A 14,223-nucleotide genomic window follows, 5' to 3' on the forward strand; every position below is an offset into this window, starting at 1 on the left:
GAGGCCGCCGCTATTTCTTGGCGGCGGCCTTCTTGGCCGGAGCTTTTTTCGCGGCGGCTTTTTTGGCCGGGGCCTTCTTCGCAGGCGGCTTCTCGCCGTCACCCTGGCGGGCCTTCACGCTGGCCTCCAGTTTGGCGAGCAGATCCGACACATCTTCTGACTCGTCGAGGTTGGCCGGCTGCTCCTCGGTGGTGAACGCCTCGCCGCCTTCGAGCTTGGCCGCCACCAACTCGCGGAGCTCGTCCTGATAGGTGTCGTGGAACTGTTCGGGCTGGAAATCGTCGGTCATCGATTCGACGACCTGGCTGGCCATCTTCAGCTCGGCGGGCTTGATCTCGACTTCCTTGTCGAGCACGGGAAAGTCCGGGTCGCGGATCTCGTCGGGCCACAGCAGCGTGTGCACCACCATCACCTGGCGCTTGCTGAAGTCCTTGACCCGCAACGCCGCCAGCCGTGTCTTGTTGCGCAGCGCGAAGTGGACGATGGCGACGCGATCGGTGGAGGCCAATGTCTGTGCCAGCAGCACATAGGATTTCGACGACTTGGAGTCCGGTTCGAGGTAGTAGCTCTTGTCGTACATCAGCGGATCCAGTTGGTCGGCAGGGACGAATTCGACCACCTCGATCTCGCGGCTGCGTTCCTCGGGCATGGTGGCGATGTCCTCATCGGTGATCACCACGGTCTGACCGTCGTCGGACTCGTAGGCACGCGCGATATCGCGGTATTCGACCACCTCGCCGCATACCTCGCAGGTGCGCTTGTAGCGGATGCGGCCGTTGTCCTTGCCGTGCACCTGGTGGAACTTGATGTCATGGTCCTCGGTGGCGCTGTACACCTTCACCGGGACGTTCACCAGACCGAACGCGACCGAACCTTTCCAGATCGACCGCATCGGCTACACCGCCGGAATCTGGCCAGGGTTCAAGCCGACGGGGGTGTCCGGGTTCGCGCCGGGCGAGGAATCGGAGTGGGTGAACACCTGCGAAGGCGCCGACCGGCAGTTGTTGTCCATCGGCGTCTGGTCGCCTGAGCAGTAGGGCACCAGGTCGGCAGGGTCCGCGCCGGCGGCCGAGGCCCCGGCGATCGCGATCACGGCCAGTAGGCCCGCCACGCAAAGTCGCCTCACAACTCCACGGTAACAGCAGGAATACCGTATAGGGATGGAGCGCTTCGGGCGGGTGCGACTGACCAACCCCGACAAGGTGCTCTATCCGGCCACCGGCACCAGCAAAGCCGAGGTTTTCGAGTACTACCTGGCCGTTGCCGACGCCATGCTGCCGCACATCGCGGGCCGCCCGGTCACGCGCAAACGGTGGCCCAATGGGGTCGGGCAACCCGAGTTCTTCGAGAAGCAACTCGCGTCGTCGGCGCCGGACTGGTTGGGCCGCGGCTCGGTGACCCACAAGTCGGGCACCACGACTTATCCGGTCATCGACACCCGAGAGGGGCTGGCCTGGATAGCCCAACAGGCCTCGCTCGAGGTGCATGTGCCGCAGTGGCGATTCGAGAATTCGAAGCCCGGACCGGCGACCCGCATCGTCTTCGATCTCGATCCCGGCGAGGACGTGACATTCCGGCAGCTGTGCGATGTCGCACACGAGGTGAAGGGGTTCGTCGAGGACATCGGGCTGACGGCATATCCGCTGACGAGTGGGAGCAAGGGCCTGCACCTGTACGTGCCGCTGGCCGAACCGATCAGCTCGCAGGGCGCGTCGGTGCTGGCCAAGCGCATCGCGGTGGAGCTTGAGAAGAGCATGCCCAAACAGGTCACCGCCACCATGACCAAGAGCCTGCGCACCGGAAAGGTGTTCCTGGACTGGAGCCAGAACAGTGCCGCGAAAACCACCATCGCGCCGTACTCGATGCGGGGTCGCGACGAGCCGACGGTGGCGGCTCCGCGGACCTGGGACGAAATCGGGGACCCCGATCTGCGGCACCTGCGATTCGGCGAGGTGCTCGAACGGCTCGAGCGTGACGGAGACCTGCTCGCCGGACTCGATGCGGCGCTGCCGGGCGCCGACAAGCTGACGACGTACCGCAGCATGCGCGATGCGGGCAAGACGCCCGAACCGGTGCCGCAGGCGCCCCCGGCCGTGGGGAACGACAACACGTTCGTCATCCAGGAACACCACGCCCGACGGTTGCACTACGACTTCCGGCTGGAACGCAACGGGGTGCTGGTGTCCTGGGCGGTGCCCAAGAACCTGCCGGAGACGACATCGGTGAACCACCTCGCGGTGCACACCGAAGACCACCCGCTGGAGTACGGGACGTTCGAGGGGGCGATTCCCAAGGGCGAGTACGGCGGTGGCGAAGTGTTCATCTGGGATTCCGGGACGTATGAGACCGAGAAGTTCCGGGACAACTCGCCCGACGGCCCCGACAAAGGCGGCGAAGTGATCGTCACTCTGCACGGGACGAAGATCCAGGGCCGCTACGCGCTGATCCAGACCGGCGGAAAGAACTGGCTGGCGCACCGGATGAAGGAGCAGGCCCAGCCGACACCGGCCGATCTCGCGCCGATGCTCGCGACCCACGGATCGGTCGAGAAGATGAACTCGGTCGTGTGGGCGTTCGAGGGAAAGTGGGACGGCTACCGGCTGCTCGTCGACGCCGATCACGGTGCACTGCAACTACGTTCGCGCAGCGGCCGGGATGTGACCGACGAGTATCCGCAGCTGCAGGCGCTGGCCGCGGACCTTGCCGACTACCACGTCGTTCTCGACGGTGAGGTGGTCGCCCTCGACGGCAAGGGCGTACCGAGCTTCGGTGAGATGCAGAACCGGGCGCGCTCGACACGGGTGGAGTTCTGGGCCTTCGACATCCTGGCACTCGACGGACGATCGTTGTTGCGCGCCAAATACTCCGATCGCCGACGCATCCTGGAGACGCTTGCCGACGCGGGCGGCCTGATTGTGCCCGACCCCATTGCCGGTGACGGGGCCGAGGCACTGGAGTACGCCAAGGCCCACGGTTGGGAGGGGGTGGTCGCCAAGAAGCGTGATTCCACCTATCAACCGGGCCGGCGGTCCGCGTCGTGGATCAAGGACAAGTTCTGGAATACACAGGAAGTGGTGATCGGCGGCTGGCGCGCGGGAGAGGGCGGCCGCACCAGCGGGATCGGCGCGCTGCTGGTCGGGGTGCCCTCTGACGAGGGGCTGCAGTTCGCAGGCCGGGTCGGAACGGGCTTCACCGAGAAGATGCTCAAGGAGCTACGGGCCACGCTGAAGCCACTGGAGACCGACGAGTCCCCCTTTACCGCAAGGCTTTCCGGTCCCGATGCGAAGGGCGTTACCTACGTTCGCCCGGAATTGGTCGGGGAGGTGCGCTACAGCGAGCGGACGTCGGATGGCCGGCTGCGCCAGCCCAGTTGGCGGGGGCTGCGGCCGGACAAGACGCCGAGTGAAGTTGTGTGGGAATAGGCTCAGGTTGGGCCGTCGAGAGTGGCGTCCAACGTGATCGGCACGTGCAGGATCTTGGAGATGGCGCAAAGCCGGCGGGCTTCGTCCGCGAGGCTCTGGAACACGTCGTCGGTGATGCCGGGCAGGTCGGCGCGGACGATGAGGTGAATGCCCTCCACGGAGTAGCCGTGCCCGTCGGATCCTTGGGTGTCGGTACCCATGGTCAGTTGTGCGGTGGTGCTGATGGTCTCGACCGCCACGCCGTTCTTGCGGGCGATGTTCGCCAGCGCATGGTTGTAGCAGCCGGCGTGGCCGGTGACCAACAACTCTTCCGGGATGGCTCCAGTCGCGCCTTCGAACCGGCTGCCATAGGTGTACGGCGCTTCGTGGACGGTGTCGCTCGTATCGGTGGACAGCGTGCCGTTCCCGTCGAAGAACGAGCCGGCCCACTGGGAGCTGCCGGCGACGACCGTCATCGCGTCACCTCGGCGATGTCACTGCCGAGCCGGTATTCGATGGCCGTCCGTTCCTGGAGCCCGGCGCCGAATAGGGATGTGGTGACCGATTGGAATCCTGGGGTGCTCACCGCCGACCAGAAGGCATCGGAGTGCCGCGGATATTCGCTGTCGGGCAGCCGGGTGTACTCGTTGACGAACGCCTTGATTTCGCCGAGTGCGCGGTGGTCCCAACGGGACACCCGGCGGGCATAAGAGGTGACGAATTCTTCGAACTGCTCGTCGGGCAGGGCGCGATTGACATAGCCGTACAGTTCGGCCGTGGCGCCGTCGAAATCGGCTCCGCCGAGCAGGATTTCGAAGGCGCGGCCGCGGCCGACCAGAGCAGGGAGGCGCCCTGCGGCGCCGCCGCCGGGCACTGCGCCGAACCCGATCTCCATCTGCCCCAGGATGGTCCGTTCGCGGCTGGCGAACCGGATGTCGGTGGCGAGTGCGAACTCGCTTCCCGCGCCGCGGGCGATGCCGCGCACCGCACTGATGGTGACTGCGGCGAGTTTGCTGATCCGGACGGTGACGTCGACCCAGGCGGCGTAGCCGGTGGGGCTCGGGAGTGCCTCTGTCGCAGCATGATCCGCCGCCAGATCGTAGTGGGCCAGGAAGAAGTCGGGATCCTCGCTGTCGAACAGGACGACGTTGACGGTGTCGTTGCTCTCCAGTTCGGTGATCAGTTCCTTGAGGTCGCGGATCATCTCGGTGCCGATGACGTTGACGGGTGGATTGTCGAAGGTGACCCGCCACAGCGTGGGGGATTCCTCGGTCAGTCGAAGGTGGGTGGGTGCGAAGTCGTCCACGAAGGGCATGGCCAGAACTGTAGCGCTCTTACTTTGATTTGCATAGTCAGGTCGGCGAGAAAGCAAGAGGGGAAGGACTCCTAATGACGTGACGGCATCACGATTCGAACCGATTCGGCACTAGCGCACCGTTTATCTGGCTTGAATCAGCCAAGTCAGATAGGTACTCTCACCTGGGTGGCACCGAAGAAGCTCGAGGACTGGAAGTGCTCCGTCGGACGAAGCATGACGGTGCTCGGCGAACGATGGACAATCATGATCCTGCGTGAGGCCCTCCTGGGGACGACTCGTTTCGCCGACTTCGAGAAGAATCTGGGACTGCCTCCGGACCGTCTCACCGATCGACTCGCCACGTTGGTGGAGTACGGCGTGATGACCAAGGACTCCTACCAAGAACCCGGTCAACGCAGACGCCCCGCCTACCACCTCACGCCCGCGGGCAGGGAACTACATGTGCTGATCGGCGTGCTCCAGCAATGGGGAGACAAGCACCTGCCCCGTCCGGAGGGCCCAACGATGGTGCGCAAGGCGCGACGTACCGAGCGGCCGGTGCACGTCGCCTTCATCGACGATCTCGGCTACGAGATCCCCGCTGATGACGTGGAGACGATTCCCACCGGAAACTGAAAGTGGTCAGCCCGGTTCTGCCGTCGGAGCGGGCGTAGCGGTCACCTCGGGCGAGGCCTTGGTCGTCGCGGGAGTGGTCGGTACGTCGTTGCGCGAGGTCTCCGGTGTGCTGTCGCCGCCGGGAGCCGCCGGCGAACCCGTCACGCCGGGTTCCGTTGCCCCGGTGGGCGATTCTGTCACCGGAGTCGACGGCGCGGCCGACGAGGCCGGCGGGGGAGTCGCCGATGGCGTCGTGGTGACCGCACTCGATGACGGCGTCGTGGAACTGCTCGACTCGCCGCCCTTGTCGCTGCCACCGCAGGCGGCGGTCAGCAGACCCACTGCTACGGCCGCCGACAGCGCGGCGACGGTGGAAGCGCAACGGGCAGATCGCATCGACTTCATGGCGTACCAATCCTTTTTCGGGGCGTTGTCCCGGAATGGCCCGGAGACGTCCTGTTGAAACAGGCCTTTGCGTCAGTTAATGGAAAGTTCACAGACCGACGGTCGCGGCGGCTCGGCTTCGGAGTCGCTCAGGCGCGTCGCAGCCGACGGACCTCGGCCACCGATCTGCTGACCGCAGCCACCACGGGCGCGCCCATGATCATGCCGAGCAGACCGGCGATGGTGCCCCCGATCATCGTCGCGAGGAGCACGCCGACGGGGTGCAGACGCAAGGACGAACCCAGCGCCCAGGAACTGACCGCGCTCTGCACGGTGCCATTGGAGACCACGAACGACGCCCCGAGGATGAGCGCTGCGCTCGGCCCACGGGCGAAAGGCGAAGCCGCTGAAGCGCTTCCGAAACCGGTTCGAGCACGATCCCCAGAATGACGGCAACCACCAGGGGGACCAGAATTCCACTCACCGCACTCAGGCCGGCGGCGGCCACCGTGGTCAGCGCGATGATGCCCAGCACCGACCAGCTGGTGACACCCGCTCGCCGGATCAGTGCGGACAACGACGCAGATCCAGCCTGGTCAGCCACGGGAACTGATTCTGCCCCATGCCCCGGTTACCGGGGGCGTTCAGCACTCGCCGTCGGTCAGCGTGCGGAGATCGCTTCCTGCATGCCGCGGGTGGCCAGCTCGTCGGCCAGCTCGTTGTCCCCGACGCCCGAGTGCCCCTTCACCCAGAACCACTCGACCTCGTGCCGGGCGCAGGCGGCCTGCAGCCGCTGCCAGAGGTCGACGTTCTTCACCGGCTGCTTGGCTGCGGTCATCCAGCCGTTGCGCTCCCAGCCCAGCACCCACTTGGTGATGCCGTTGCGGACGTAGGTGCTGTCGGTGTAGAGGTGGACCAACACGGGCCGGGTCAGCGCTTCCAGCGCCATGATCGGCGCGGTCAGTTCCATCCGGTTGTTGCTCGTCTCACCCGGCTCGCCGCCGCACATTTCACGCACGTGCTCGCGGTGGCGCAACACCGCACCCCAGCCGCCGGGTCCCGGATTGGGCCGGCACCCGCCGTCGGTGTGGATGATCACGGGGTCGGTCACGCCTAGACAATAGGTGCCGAAACAACAGGTGCCGAAATGAGCGCCGTGCGCACCGACATTCCGAGCGCCCGGTGGTCGAGCGTCGTGATCCGCCGGCCGGGCTGCACCGCATCCTTGATCGGGGTGGTGCGGTCACCGAAGTACGCGGCGCTCGCGTCGATGTCGGCGACGGTGTAGGTGATTCCCCATAGCGACGACGGTCCCTTGCCGGTGCCGGCCGGTGACCCGACGACCTCGATGATGACGGTCCCGAACCGGAAGAAGATCTGCCGGATCGCTCGTCCGCCGAGTTCGCCGTCCCGTTCGCGGCGTGGCTGCACCCCGATGGCGGTCAGCGCCGCCACCGTGCGCGCCAGATCGGGGGACAGCAGCACGACGTGATCGATCGCGGTGACGCCGTTGACGTGCGTGTCGGCGTGCGGGACGGGTGCGTCCGACGCTGTGGTCGGAATGCCATCGAGCGCACCCTCGGAGGACATTCCGCGCAACGACCACCCGAGGATGCCGGTGCCACGGTCGCGTCCGACCAGCCGAAAGGAGACGTCGCCGACCAGGCTCACCTGGCCGGACACCGTGAAACCGGCATCAGCCCAGACCTCGGCGGGGTCGGCGACCTCGATCTCGTCGACACTGACTCGCGCGCCCATGAACGCGAGAGTACTTCGCGGTCGGACCCCGTCCGCTTCTACAGTGAGCCGGTGGACGTTCTCAAACGGAACAACGTCACCATCGTCGGTGCCGAACGCGGACCGGTGCTGCTGTTGGCGCACGGCTTCGGCTGCGATCAGCAGCTGTGGCACCCCGTCGTACAGCGCCTGCGATCCGCGTATCGGATCGTGCTGCTCGACCACGTCGGCTCCGGGGCGTCGGACCCGCGCGCCTGGGACGAGGCGAAGTACTCGGCGTTGGGCGGGTACGCCGAGGACCTCCTCGACGTGGTCCACGCCCTCGATCTGAGCGACGTGGTGCTGGTGGGCCATTCCGTCGCGGCGATGATCGGTGCGCTGGCCGTCATCGCCGAACCCGAGCGGTTCGCCAAACTGGTCATGGTGACCCCGTCGCCGCATTATCTGAACGACGGGGACTACCGGGGCGGCATGTCCAGGGCCGACGTCGACGAACTGCTGGAGTCCCTGGATCTGAATTACCTCGGCTGGTCGCACGCCATGGCGCCGCACATCATGGGCAACCCCGACCGTCCCGAACTCAGCGAGCAACTCGAGGCCACGTTCTGCCGCACCGATCCGGCGTATGCACGGGTCTTCGCCAGGACCACCTTTCTGTCCGATAACCGAGACGACCTCGGCGCCATTCCGGTGCCGACGCTGATCATCGAATGTGCGCACGACGCCATCGCGCCGCGTGGGGTGGGCGCCTACGTCCATGACCGGATCGCCGACAGTGAACTGATCACCCTGGATGCGACGGGCCACTGCCCGCACGTCAGCGCACCCGATGCGACGGCCGCCGCCATCGCGACGTTCGCAGGCGGGCATGAGTCCCGCTGAGGTGGGCGACCACGATCTCTGGGAGAACGCGCCCAGCGGTCACTTCGTCACCGATACCACGGGTCGAATCCTGCGCGCCAACAACACCATTCGTGACTGGCTCGGATACCCGGACAAGCACGCGCTGCACGGCGCCCTCATCACCGATCTACTGACCGTCGCCGGACGCGTGCACTACGAAACCCACTTTGCTCCGCTACTGACGATGACCGGCCGCCTGCAAGGCGTCACCCTCGATCTGGTCGACGCGGCCGGGCAGCGGCTGCCGATGTTCCTGACCGCCAACGTGAAGGCCGATGGCGAGGGGAAGCCAGAGATCCTTCGCATCACCGCGGTGGACGCCTCCGACCGGCGCGCATACGAACTCGAGTTGTTGGGCGAACGGGCCAGGGCGGAAATGGAATCCCGGCGCGCCCGGGAGTTCGCCGAGACGCTGCGCAAGTCACTTCTGCCGCCGGTGTTGTCGCCACCGCCGGGGCTGGAGGCCGCCGACTACTACTACACCGCATCCGTCGACGACGTCGGTGGGGACTTCTACGACCTCTTCCCGCTGAGTCACACGACGTGGGGCTTCTTCATCGGCGACGTCATCGGAAAGGGTGTCGAAGCCGCAGTGGTGACCGGACTGACCCGCTACGTATTGCGTTCGGCGGCAGTCTCCAACGACGACCCGGTGGAAGTACTCCAGAACCTGAATTCCGTGCTGGGCCAGCGGCTCGGCATCGCCCCCCAACGCACCTTGTGCACCGTGATCTACGGCAACATCCGCCAAGCCGGCGACGGCGTCGACGTCGAATTGGCCAGCGGCGGGCATCTGCCGCCGCTGCTGTTCGCCGCCGACGGTTCCGCGTACTACGCCGACACCATCGGCGGTCACGCGGTGGGCATGACCGAACAGCCGCGGTTCGTCGCCCACACACTGCACCTGGGACCAGGAGACACGTTGGTGCTCTACACCGATGGGCTCACCGAGGCGCTCACCGGAGTCGGGCGGGAGCGGTTCGATGACGACGGTGCGCTGCTGGCGAGTGCGAAGGGATGGTCGCCGGTGAGCGCGCAGCAAGTCGTCAACAGGATTCACACGCTGCTCGACAGCCTGGGCTCCGGGGTGCAGGACGATTCCGCGGTGCTGGCCTTCGGCGTCCCCGCCAAGCCATAGCAGTCTGCCGAACGGCCTCCGGGCGCAGCGGTAATGCGGTTCAATCGGAGTGCAACTCCCCGCGAAACACCCTGTGACCTCGAGGAAGAGTAATGAACCTGACGAAGCGCACGCTCGCTGCGGTCGCGGTCGCGACCCTATTCGGTGCTGTGGCCGTCGCGCCGGCCTCCGCGATCGACAACATCAAACCGTTCGGCCAGCAGGAGACCATCGACAGCGGTGGCTCCGCGATCGGCTACACCGTCGCCGGTCTGAAACCGAGCTCGGACGCGATTCCCTACCCGGTGGCCGGGCAGTTGTATGAGGCCACGGTGACGGTCGACGCGGTGCGGGGTGCGGTCAGCCCCGTCATCCCGTTCTTCAACGCGCGCGCCGAAGACGGCGCCACCTACCGCGTGCTGTCCAACATCTTCACGCCACAGGGCCTCAGCGGTGGAACCGTCCTACCCGGCGACAGTTCCAGGGGCAAGCTGTATTTCGATGTGGTGGGGCCGCCGCCCAACAGCGTCGTCTACAACAACGGGGACCACGATCTGCTGGGCTGGGTCCGGGTGGACGGGGCACCGGACATGGTGTCCCCGGTGGACCCCGGATCGACGTCCGAGCTGGCGCCGCTGCCCGCCGAGAACGACGTACAGGGATCCACCGGCCCGGACTTCAACAGCCCCAACATGACAGCGCCTTCTCAGAACGGCCTGGACGAGATCACCGCCATCGAGGGCCCGAACGTCGGCACCCATTCCGAAGGCGGGCACCACTAGATCGGTCAGGCTGCCACGGGGACGCGCTGATCTCGCTCGGAGGACCGAGAACCCAGCATGTCGTTGGGCAATGACAGCCGAATGACCTTGCCCCAGGCGGACGCGACCTGCTTGACCAGCGGGCCGCTGGTGTAGGTCAGCCCGTACCGCTCGAAGATGTCGCGCACCTGCGGGGCGATCTCGCCGTACCGATTACTCGGCAGGTCCGGGAAGAGGTGGTGCTCGATCTGGAAGGACAGGTTGCCGCTCATCAGGTGCATGAACCGGCTGCCGCTGATGTTCGCCGAGCCGAGCATCTGGCGCAGATACCACTGGCCGCGGGTCTCGCCGTCGATGCTGTCGTAGGTGAAAGTCTGTACGCCCTCGGGGAAGTGGCCGCACATGATGACCGAGTGTGTCCACACATTGCGCACGACGTTGGCGGTGAGGTTGGCCGTCAGCGTGGTGACGGCGCTGGGCCCCGACAGCAGCGGGTGCACGACGTAGTCGCGTAGGCCCTGCGTGCCGATCTTGCGCAGGGTGGCCTTCACCCGGGACCGGAAGGCGGGGTTGCTGCGGCGTTCGGCGGTTTTCAGGTTCTTGCCGAGCTTGAGGTCGTAGGCGGCGATTCCGTACTGGAACATCACCGCGTTGATCGCGTTCCACAGCGGCTGGCCCAGGTGGAAGGGACTCCAGCGCTGGTCCTCGTCGACCCGCATGATGCCGTAGCCGAGGTCACCGTCCTTGCCGAGGACGTTGGTGTAGGTGTGGTGTTCCTCGTTGTGGGCGTGCTTCCACTGCTCGGCCGGTGAGGCGTTGTCCCATTCCCACGTGGTGGAGTGGATCTTCGGGTCGCGCATCCAATCCCACTGGCCGTGCATGACATTGTGGCCGATCTCCATGTTCTCCAGGATCTTGGCGGCCGACAACCCGGCGGTACCCAGCCACCAGGCGGGCGGGAACAGCGAGAAGAGCAGCACCGCCCGGCTTCCCGCTTCCAGTCCGCGTTGGGCCTTGATGACGGTGCGGATGTAGTGGGCGTCGTCTGCACCGCGGGTGTTCAGGACACCCTGGCGGATCGCGTCCAGTTCGCGGCCCAGGTCCTCGATGTCGTCGGCGCTCAAATGCGCGACGGGGCTGGTGGATTGGTTCTGAATGGCGGTCATGGTGTCCTCCGATGGATGAGGGTTGGTCAGATGTCGAGTTCGCAGGAGCCGGCGGCGGTGGAGACGCAGGTCTGCACCAGCACCCCGGCGTCGGGGGAGCCGATGGTGACGTCGCCGTTGCGCACATCGCGGACGGCGCCGTTGCGCAGCGGAACGACGCAACCGAAGCAGACGCCCATCCGGCAGCCCGACGGCATCAGCACGCCGGCGTTCTCGCCGGCTTCCAAAAGTGTTGTCGCGGCTGCGGTATCGGTGGTGGTCCCGCTCTTGGTGAAGGTGACCGGGCCGCCCTCGCCGCCGCCGACGGCCGGCAGGGTGAAGCGCTCGGTGCGCAGCTGATCGGCAAGATCGCGCTGGGCCCAATGGTTTTCGAGGTCGTCGAGTAGTGCCGCCGGCCCGCAGGCCCAGGTCTGCCGCTGCGCCCAGTCCGGCACCAGCACGTCGAGATCGGCTGCGGTCAGTCGCGCCGCCGTCGCGGTGTGGTGTTCGATCAGGCGGATTGCTCCGGATTCGGCGAGGCGGCGCAGTTCTGCGCCGAAGATCACGTCGCCCGGTGTCCGCGCGCTGTGCACGACGACGGCGTCGGACAGCGCGGTCAACTGGCTGCGCAGCATGCCCATCACCGGGGTGATGCCGCTGCCTGCGGTGACGAACAGCGCCTTTCCCACGTGTGGCCGCGCCACGATGAAGTCGCCGGCGGCCTGATCGAGATGTACGACGGTGCCCGGTCCGGCTTGGGTGGCAAGGTGATTCGACACGATGCCGCCGTCGATCGTCTTGACCGTGATGGTGAGGTGGCGGGTGTCCGACACCGGTGAGGTGAGCGAGTACGTGCGCCACTGCCGGACACCGTCGATGTCGATGCCGAGCCGGACATACTGGCCGGCGAGGTGTCCCCGCCAGCCGCGCCCGACCCGGATGCGCACGGTCACCGCGTCGGCGGTTTCGGGCGTGACGGCGTCGATGCGGCCACGCAGGTCACGTGTGCTGCCGAGCGGGTCGATGAGGTCGAGGAAGTCCCGCGGCACCAGGGGTGTGGCCACCATGTGGGCGACGGCGCGCAGCGGTCCCCGTCGAACGTTGGCGATGGCTGAAGTCATGCCATCCATCTTGATTGTCTTTGAGCGCGAGTTCTCGACATCATTGTGTGAAACTGGATGTGGTTTTTATTCGGAAAGAACAAATAGAATGGTGAGCTGATGGGTACCGACGACCGAGTCGTGTGGGCGCCGCTGCCGGAAGCCGTCTCGGCGGCCATGGCTGCGGTGCTGCCCGCCGTCGCCGAGCGGACCGTCGCAGCCGTGGTCAGCGACGTGCCGAGCTACGCCGACGCGTTCAGTGGGCGAACCGGACAGAACATCGAACGCGCCGTCCAGCAGTCCCTGGCCGCCTTCCTGCAGCTGGTTTCCCGAGGTGACGACCCGGACACCTCGCCGTCGGTGCAACCCGCGCTCGACGGCGCCTTCGCTCTGGGCCAGGGCGAAGCGCGACAGAACCGGTCCACCGATGTGCTTCTCGCCGCATTCCGCATCGGAGCCCGCACCGCGTGGCGCGAATGGAGCGCCGTCGCCGTCGCTCACGCCGTGCCGGGTGACCAGCTCGCCGTCTTCGCCGAGCGGGTGTTCGCCTACATCGACCGACTGTCGGCGGCCAGCGTCGCCGGCCACGCCGGCGAACTCGCCAAGTCCGGGCTCGCCCGGCAGCGGCACCGGGAAAACCTTGCTCGCCAACTACTTCGGGGAGCGCCACTGGAGGATCTGCTGGCTGCGGCCGACCGCGCCGAGTGGCGGCCACCGCAGACGTTGACGGCCGTCGCCGTGCCGCGCGGATCGGAACGCCGGGTCGCCGGTGTGCTGAACACCTCCGGGCTCGAAGTCCCCGAGGACGCACTGCCCGCGCTCACGCGGCCCGTCACGGTGGTCTTGCTCGCGGACGGATCGATGGTGCGCCGGCAGTTGGACATCCCCGGCGTGGTCATCGGACCCGACCGCCCGTGGGCGCGGGCCGCCCAATCCGTGGCGCGGGTGCTGCGCGCCGTCGACCTGTGCGCGGCGGACGCCGAACCGTTCGACACCGAGAAGCATCTGACCGCACTTGTGCTGCGCTCCGATACGGACGCGCTGGCCGACTTGCGGGCCGCCGTGCTCACGCCACTGGACTCGCAACGACCCGCGGTGCGCGACAAGCTGGCCGAGACGCTACGGGCCTGGCTGCTGCACCAGGGTCGCCGCGACGACGTCGCCGCCGCGCTGTTCGTCCACCCGCAGACGGTTCGGTATCGCCTCGGGCAGTTGCGCGAACTCTACGGCGACTCGCTGACGGATCCCGACGTCGTCGAACAACTGGTGATTGCGCTGGCAGGAGACACCCCGGGGGATCGCAGGGTGGCACCGTAGCCCGGTCGGTGCCACTGTGGTTCCCATGAGTAGCCCAGAGACCCCGGAAGAGACCGCCGGCCAGTACAGCGTCGACGACGACGATCAGCTGACGCAGGAGGACACCTTGCTCGACCGCGGTGTCGACGATCTCCTGGACGAGGGCTACTCGCCGCCGGAGAAGTGGCGTGAGCCGCGTGAGCACGACACCCTCGACGAGTTCCTCGATGCCGAAGTGCCGGATCCGTCGATGCAACTGGATGAGACCTTTGTGCCGGACGAGCAGGCCGGCGATGACGAGGTGGGTGGCCGGCGCTCAGGCCGGCTCGTCGCCTCCAACGAGGGATCGGGCGCGGACGAGGACTCGGAACTGATTGGCAGCGACGTGGGCATCGACGGTGGCGCGGCCTCCGCGGAGGAGGCTGCCGTGCACGTCATCGACGACTAATCACGCGGCACGAGCGTGC

Annotated in this window: 17 protein-coding genes; 8 read left to right on the plus strand and 9 right to left on the minus strand. The window is 66.7% G+C overall.

Translation table 11 applies throughout. From position 1 onward, the window contains the following. Positions 1-10 precede the first annotated feature (10 nt). Both ku and AC1DY7_RS17095 read right to left on the minus strand, forming a co-directional pair. On the minus strand, positions 11-892 hold the full coding sequence (ku, locus tag AC1DY7_RS17090; protein WP_477494881.1) for a non-homologous end joining protein Ku: 882 nt from the start codon (positions 890-892) through the stop codon (positions 11-13). 3 nt (positions 893-895) lie between these two features. Continuing rightward, on the minus strand, positions 896-1,126 hold the full coding sequence (locus AC1DY7_RS17095) for a hypothetical protein (protein WP_477494882.1): 231 nt from the start codon (positions 1,124-1,126) through the stop codon (positions 896-898). Positions 1,127-1,160: 34 nt separating this feature from the next. Between AC1DY7_RS17095 and AC1DY7_RS17100 the strand changes: the two genes are divergently transcribed. Further along, the gene (locus tag AC1DY7_RS17100) at positions 1,161-3,422 is read left to right on the plus strand and encodes an ATP-dependent DNA ligase (protein WP_477494883.1); all 2,262 of its coding nucleotides are present in this window, start codon (positions 1,161-1,163) and stop codon (positions 3,420-3,422) included. Between the two features lie 2 nt (positions 3,423-3,424). Here AC1DY7_RS17100 and AC1DY7_RS17105 read toward each other — a convergent pair whose 3' ends face one another. Both AC1DY7_RS17105 and AC1DY7_RS17110 read right to left on the minus strand, forming a co-directional pair. Beyond that, complete coding sequence (locus AC1DY7_RS17105; protein ID WP_477494884.1) at positions 3,425-3,877, minus strand: OsmC family peroxiredoxin; 453 nt, start codon at positions 3,875-3,877, stop codon at positions 3,425-3,427. Beyond that, positions 3,874-4,716 (minus strand): enoyl-CoA hydratase/isomerase family protein, encoded by an 843-nt coding sequence (locus tag AC1DY7_RS17110; RefSeq protein ID WP_477494885.1) that lies wholly within the window; start codon positions 4,714-4,716, stop codon positions 3,874-3,876. Before AC1DY7_RS17110 ends, AC1DY7_RS17105 begins: the two co-directional genes overlap by 4 nt. Positions 4,717-4,884: 168 nt before the next feature. On the opposite strand from AC1DY7_RS17110, the gene AC1DY7_RS17115 reads away from it, so the two are divergent. Both AC1DY7_RS17115 and AC1DY7_RS17120 read left to right on the plus strand, forming a co-directional pair. Next, positions 4,885-5,334, plus strand: a complete 450-nt coding sequence (locus AC1DY7_RS17115; RefSeq protein ID WP_477494886.1) for a winged helix-turn-helix transcriptional regulator — start codon at positions 4,885-4,887, stop codon at positions 5,332-5,334. Further along, the gene (locus tag AC1DY7_RS17120) at positions 5,303-5,776 is read left to right on the plus strand and encodes a hypothetical protein (RefSeq protein ID WP_477494887.1); all 474 of its coding nucleotides are present in this window, start codon (positions 5,303-5,305) and stop codon (positions 5,774-5,776) included. The genes AC1DY7_RS17115 and AC1DY7_RS17120 overlap by 32 nt, the downstream gene beginning before the upstream one ends. A gap of 70 nt (positions 5,777-5,846) precedes the next feature. On the opposite strand, the gene AC1DY7_RS17125 is transcribed toward AC1DY7_RS17120, so the two are convergent. From AC1DY7_RS17125 to AC1DY7_RS17135, 3 genes are all read right to left on the minus strand, one after another. Next, positions 5,847-6,047 (minus strand): hypothetical protein, encoded by a 201-nt coding sequence (locus AC1DY7_RS17125; protein WP_477494888.1) that lies wholly within the window; start codon positions 6,045-6,047, stop codon positions 5,847-5,849. 311 nt (positions 6,048-6,358) lie between these two features. Then, a complete protein-coding gene (rnhA, locus tag AC1DY7_RS17130; protein WP_477494889.1) occupies positions 6,359-6,808 on the minus strand; it encodes a ribonuclease HI in 450 nt (149 codons plus the stop codon). A 2-nt stretch (positions 6,809-6,810) separates the two neighbouring features. Next, a complete protein-coding gene (locus AC1DY7_RS17135) occupies positions 6,811-7,455 on the minus strand; it encodes a glyoxalase (RefSeq protein WP_477494890.1) in 645 nt (214 codons plus the stop codon). 51 nt (positions 7,456-7,506) lie between these two features. Between AC1DY7_RS17135 and AC1DY7_RS17140 the strand changes: the two genes are divergently transcribed. The 3 genes from AC1DY7_RS17140 (at position 7,507) to AC1DY7_RS17150 (ending at position 10,236) form a co-directional block, all read left to right on the plus strand. Further along, entirely contained in the window at positions 7,507-8,316 is an 810-nt protein-coding gene (locus tag AC1DY7_RS17140) for an alpha/beta fold hydrolase (protein ID WP_477494891.1), read from the plus strand. Further along, on the plus strand, positions 8,303-9,475 hold the full coding sequence (locus AC1DY7_RS17145) for a PP2C family protein-serine/threonine phosphatase (RefSeq protein ID WP_477494892.1): 1,173 nt from the start codon (positions 8,303-8,305) through the stop codon (positions 9,473-9,475). Before AC1DY7_RS17140 ends, AC1DY7_RS17145 begins: the two co-directional genes overlap by 14 nt. Positions 9,476-9,567: 92 nt before the next feature. Further along, positions 9,568-10,236 (plus strand): MPT63 family protein, encoded by a 669-nt coding sequence (locus tag AC1DY7_RS17150; protein WP_477494893.1) that lies wholly within the window; start codon positions 9,568-9,570, stop codon positions 10,234-10,236. Between the two features lie 5 nt (positions 10,237-10,241). On the opposite strand, the gene AC1DY7_RS17155 is transcribed toward AC1DY7_RS17150, so the two are convergent. Continuing rightward, on the minus strand, positions 10,242-11,381 hold the full coding sequence (locus AC1DY7_RS17155) for a fatty acid desaturase family protein (RefSeq protein ID WP_477494894.1): 1,140 nt from the start codon (positions 11,379-11,381) through the stop codon (positions 10,242-10,244). A gap of 26 nt (positions 11,382-11,407) precedes the next feature. Then, the gene (locus AC1DY7_RS17160; RefSeq protein WP_477494895.1) at positions 11,408-12,481 is read right to left on the minus strand and encodes a ferredoxin reductase; all 1,074 of its coding nucleotides are present in this window, start codon (positions 12,479-12,481) and stop codon (positions 11,408-11,410) included. 99 nt (positions 12,482-12,580) lie between these two features. Here AC1DY7_RS17160 and AC1DY7_RS17165 point away from each other — a divergent pair, with 99 nt between their 5' ends. After that, positions 12,581-13,777: a PucR family transcriptional regulator gene (locus AC1DY7_RS17165; protein ID WP_477494896.1), complete on the plus strand. Its 1,197-nt coding sequence runs from the start codon at positions 12,581-12,583 to the stop codon at positions 13,775-13,777. Between the two features lie 25 nt (positions 13,778-13,802). After that, a complete protein-coding gene (locus AC1DY7_RS17170; RefSeq protein WP_477494897.1) occupies positions 13,803-14,204 on the plus strand; it encodes a DUF5709 domain-containing protein in 402 nt (133 codons plus the stop codon). The last annotated feature ends 19 nt before the right edge of the window (positions 14,205-14,223 follow it).

Source organism: Mycobacterium sp. P2_H7 (assembly GCF_056403275.1).

Coding starts and splice junctions, on each gene's coding strand:
- ku (WP_477494881.1), bottom strand. CDS start 892: ATGCGGTCGATCTGGAAAGGTTCGGTCGCGTTCGGTCTGGTGAACGTC.
- AC1DY7_RS17100 (WP_477494883.1), top strand. CDS start 1,161: ATGGAGCGCTTCGGGCGGGTGCGACTGACCAACCCCGACAAGGTGCTC.
- AC1DY7_RS17105 (WP_477494884.1), bottom strand. CDS start 3,877: ATGACGGTCGTCGCCGGCAGCTCCCAGTGGGCCGGCTCGTTCTTCGAC.
- AC1DY7_RS17110 (WP_477494885.1), bottom strand. CDS start 4,716: ATGCCCTTCGTGGACGACTTCGCACCCACCCACCTTCGACTGACCGAG.
- AC1DY7_RS17120 (WP_477494887.1), top strand. CDS start 5,303: ATGACGTGGAGACGATTCCCACCGGAAACTGAAAGTGGTCAGCCCGGT.
- AC1DY7_RS17135 (WP_477494890.1), bottom strand. CDS start 7,455: ATGGGCGCGCGAGTCAGTGTCGACGAGATCGAGGTCGCCGACCCCGCC.
- AC1DY7_RS17145 (WP_477494892.1), top strand. CDS start 8,303: ATGAGTCCCGCTGAGGTGGGCGACCACGATCTCTGGGAGAACGCGCCC.
- AC1DY7_RS17150 (WP_477494893.1), top strand. CDS start 9,568: ATGAACCTGACGAAGCGCACGCTCGCTGCGGTCGCGGTCGCGACCCTA.
- AC1DY7_RS17155 (WP_477494894.1), bottom strand. CDS start 11,381: ATGACCGCCATTCAGAACCAATCCACCAGCCCCGTCGCGCATTTGAGC.
- AC1DY7_RS17160 (WP_477494895.1), bottom strand. CDS start 12,481: ATGACTTCAGCCATCGCCAACGTTCGACGGGGACCGCTGCGCGCCGTC.
- AC1DY7_RS17165 (WP_477494896.1), top strand. CDS start 12,581: ATGGGTACCGACGACCGAGTCGTGTGGGCGCCGCTGCCGGAAGCCGTC.
- AC1DY7_RS17170 (WP_477494897.1), top strand. CDS start 13,803: ATGAGTAGCCCAGAGACCCCGGAAGAGACCGCCGGCCAGTACAGCGTC.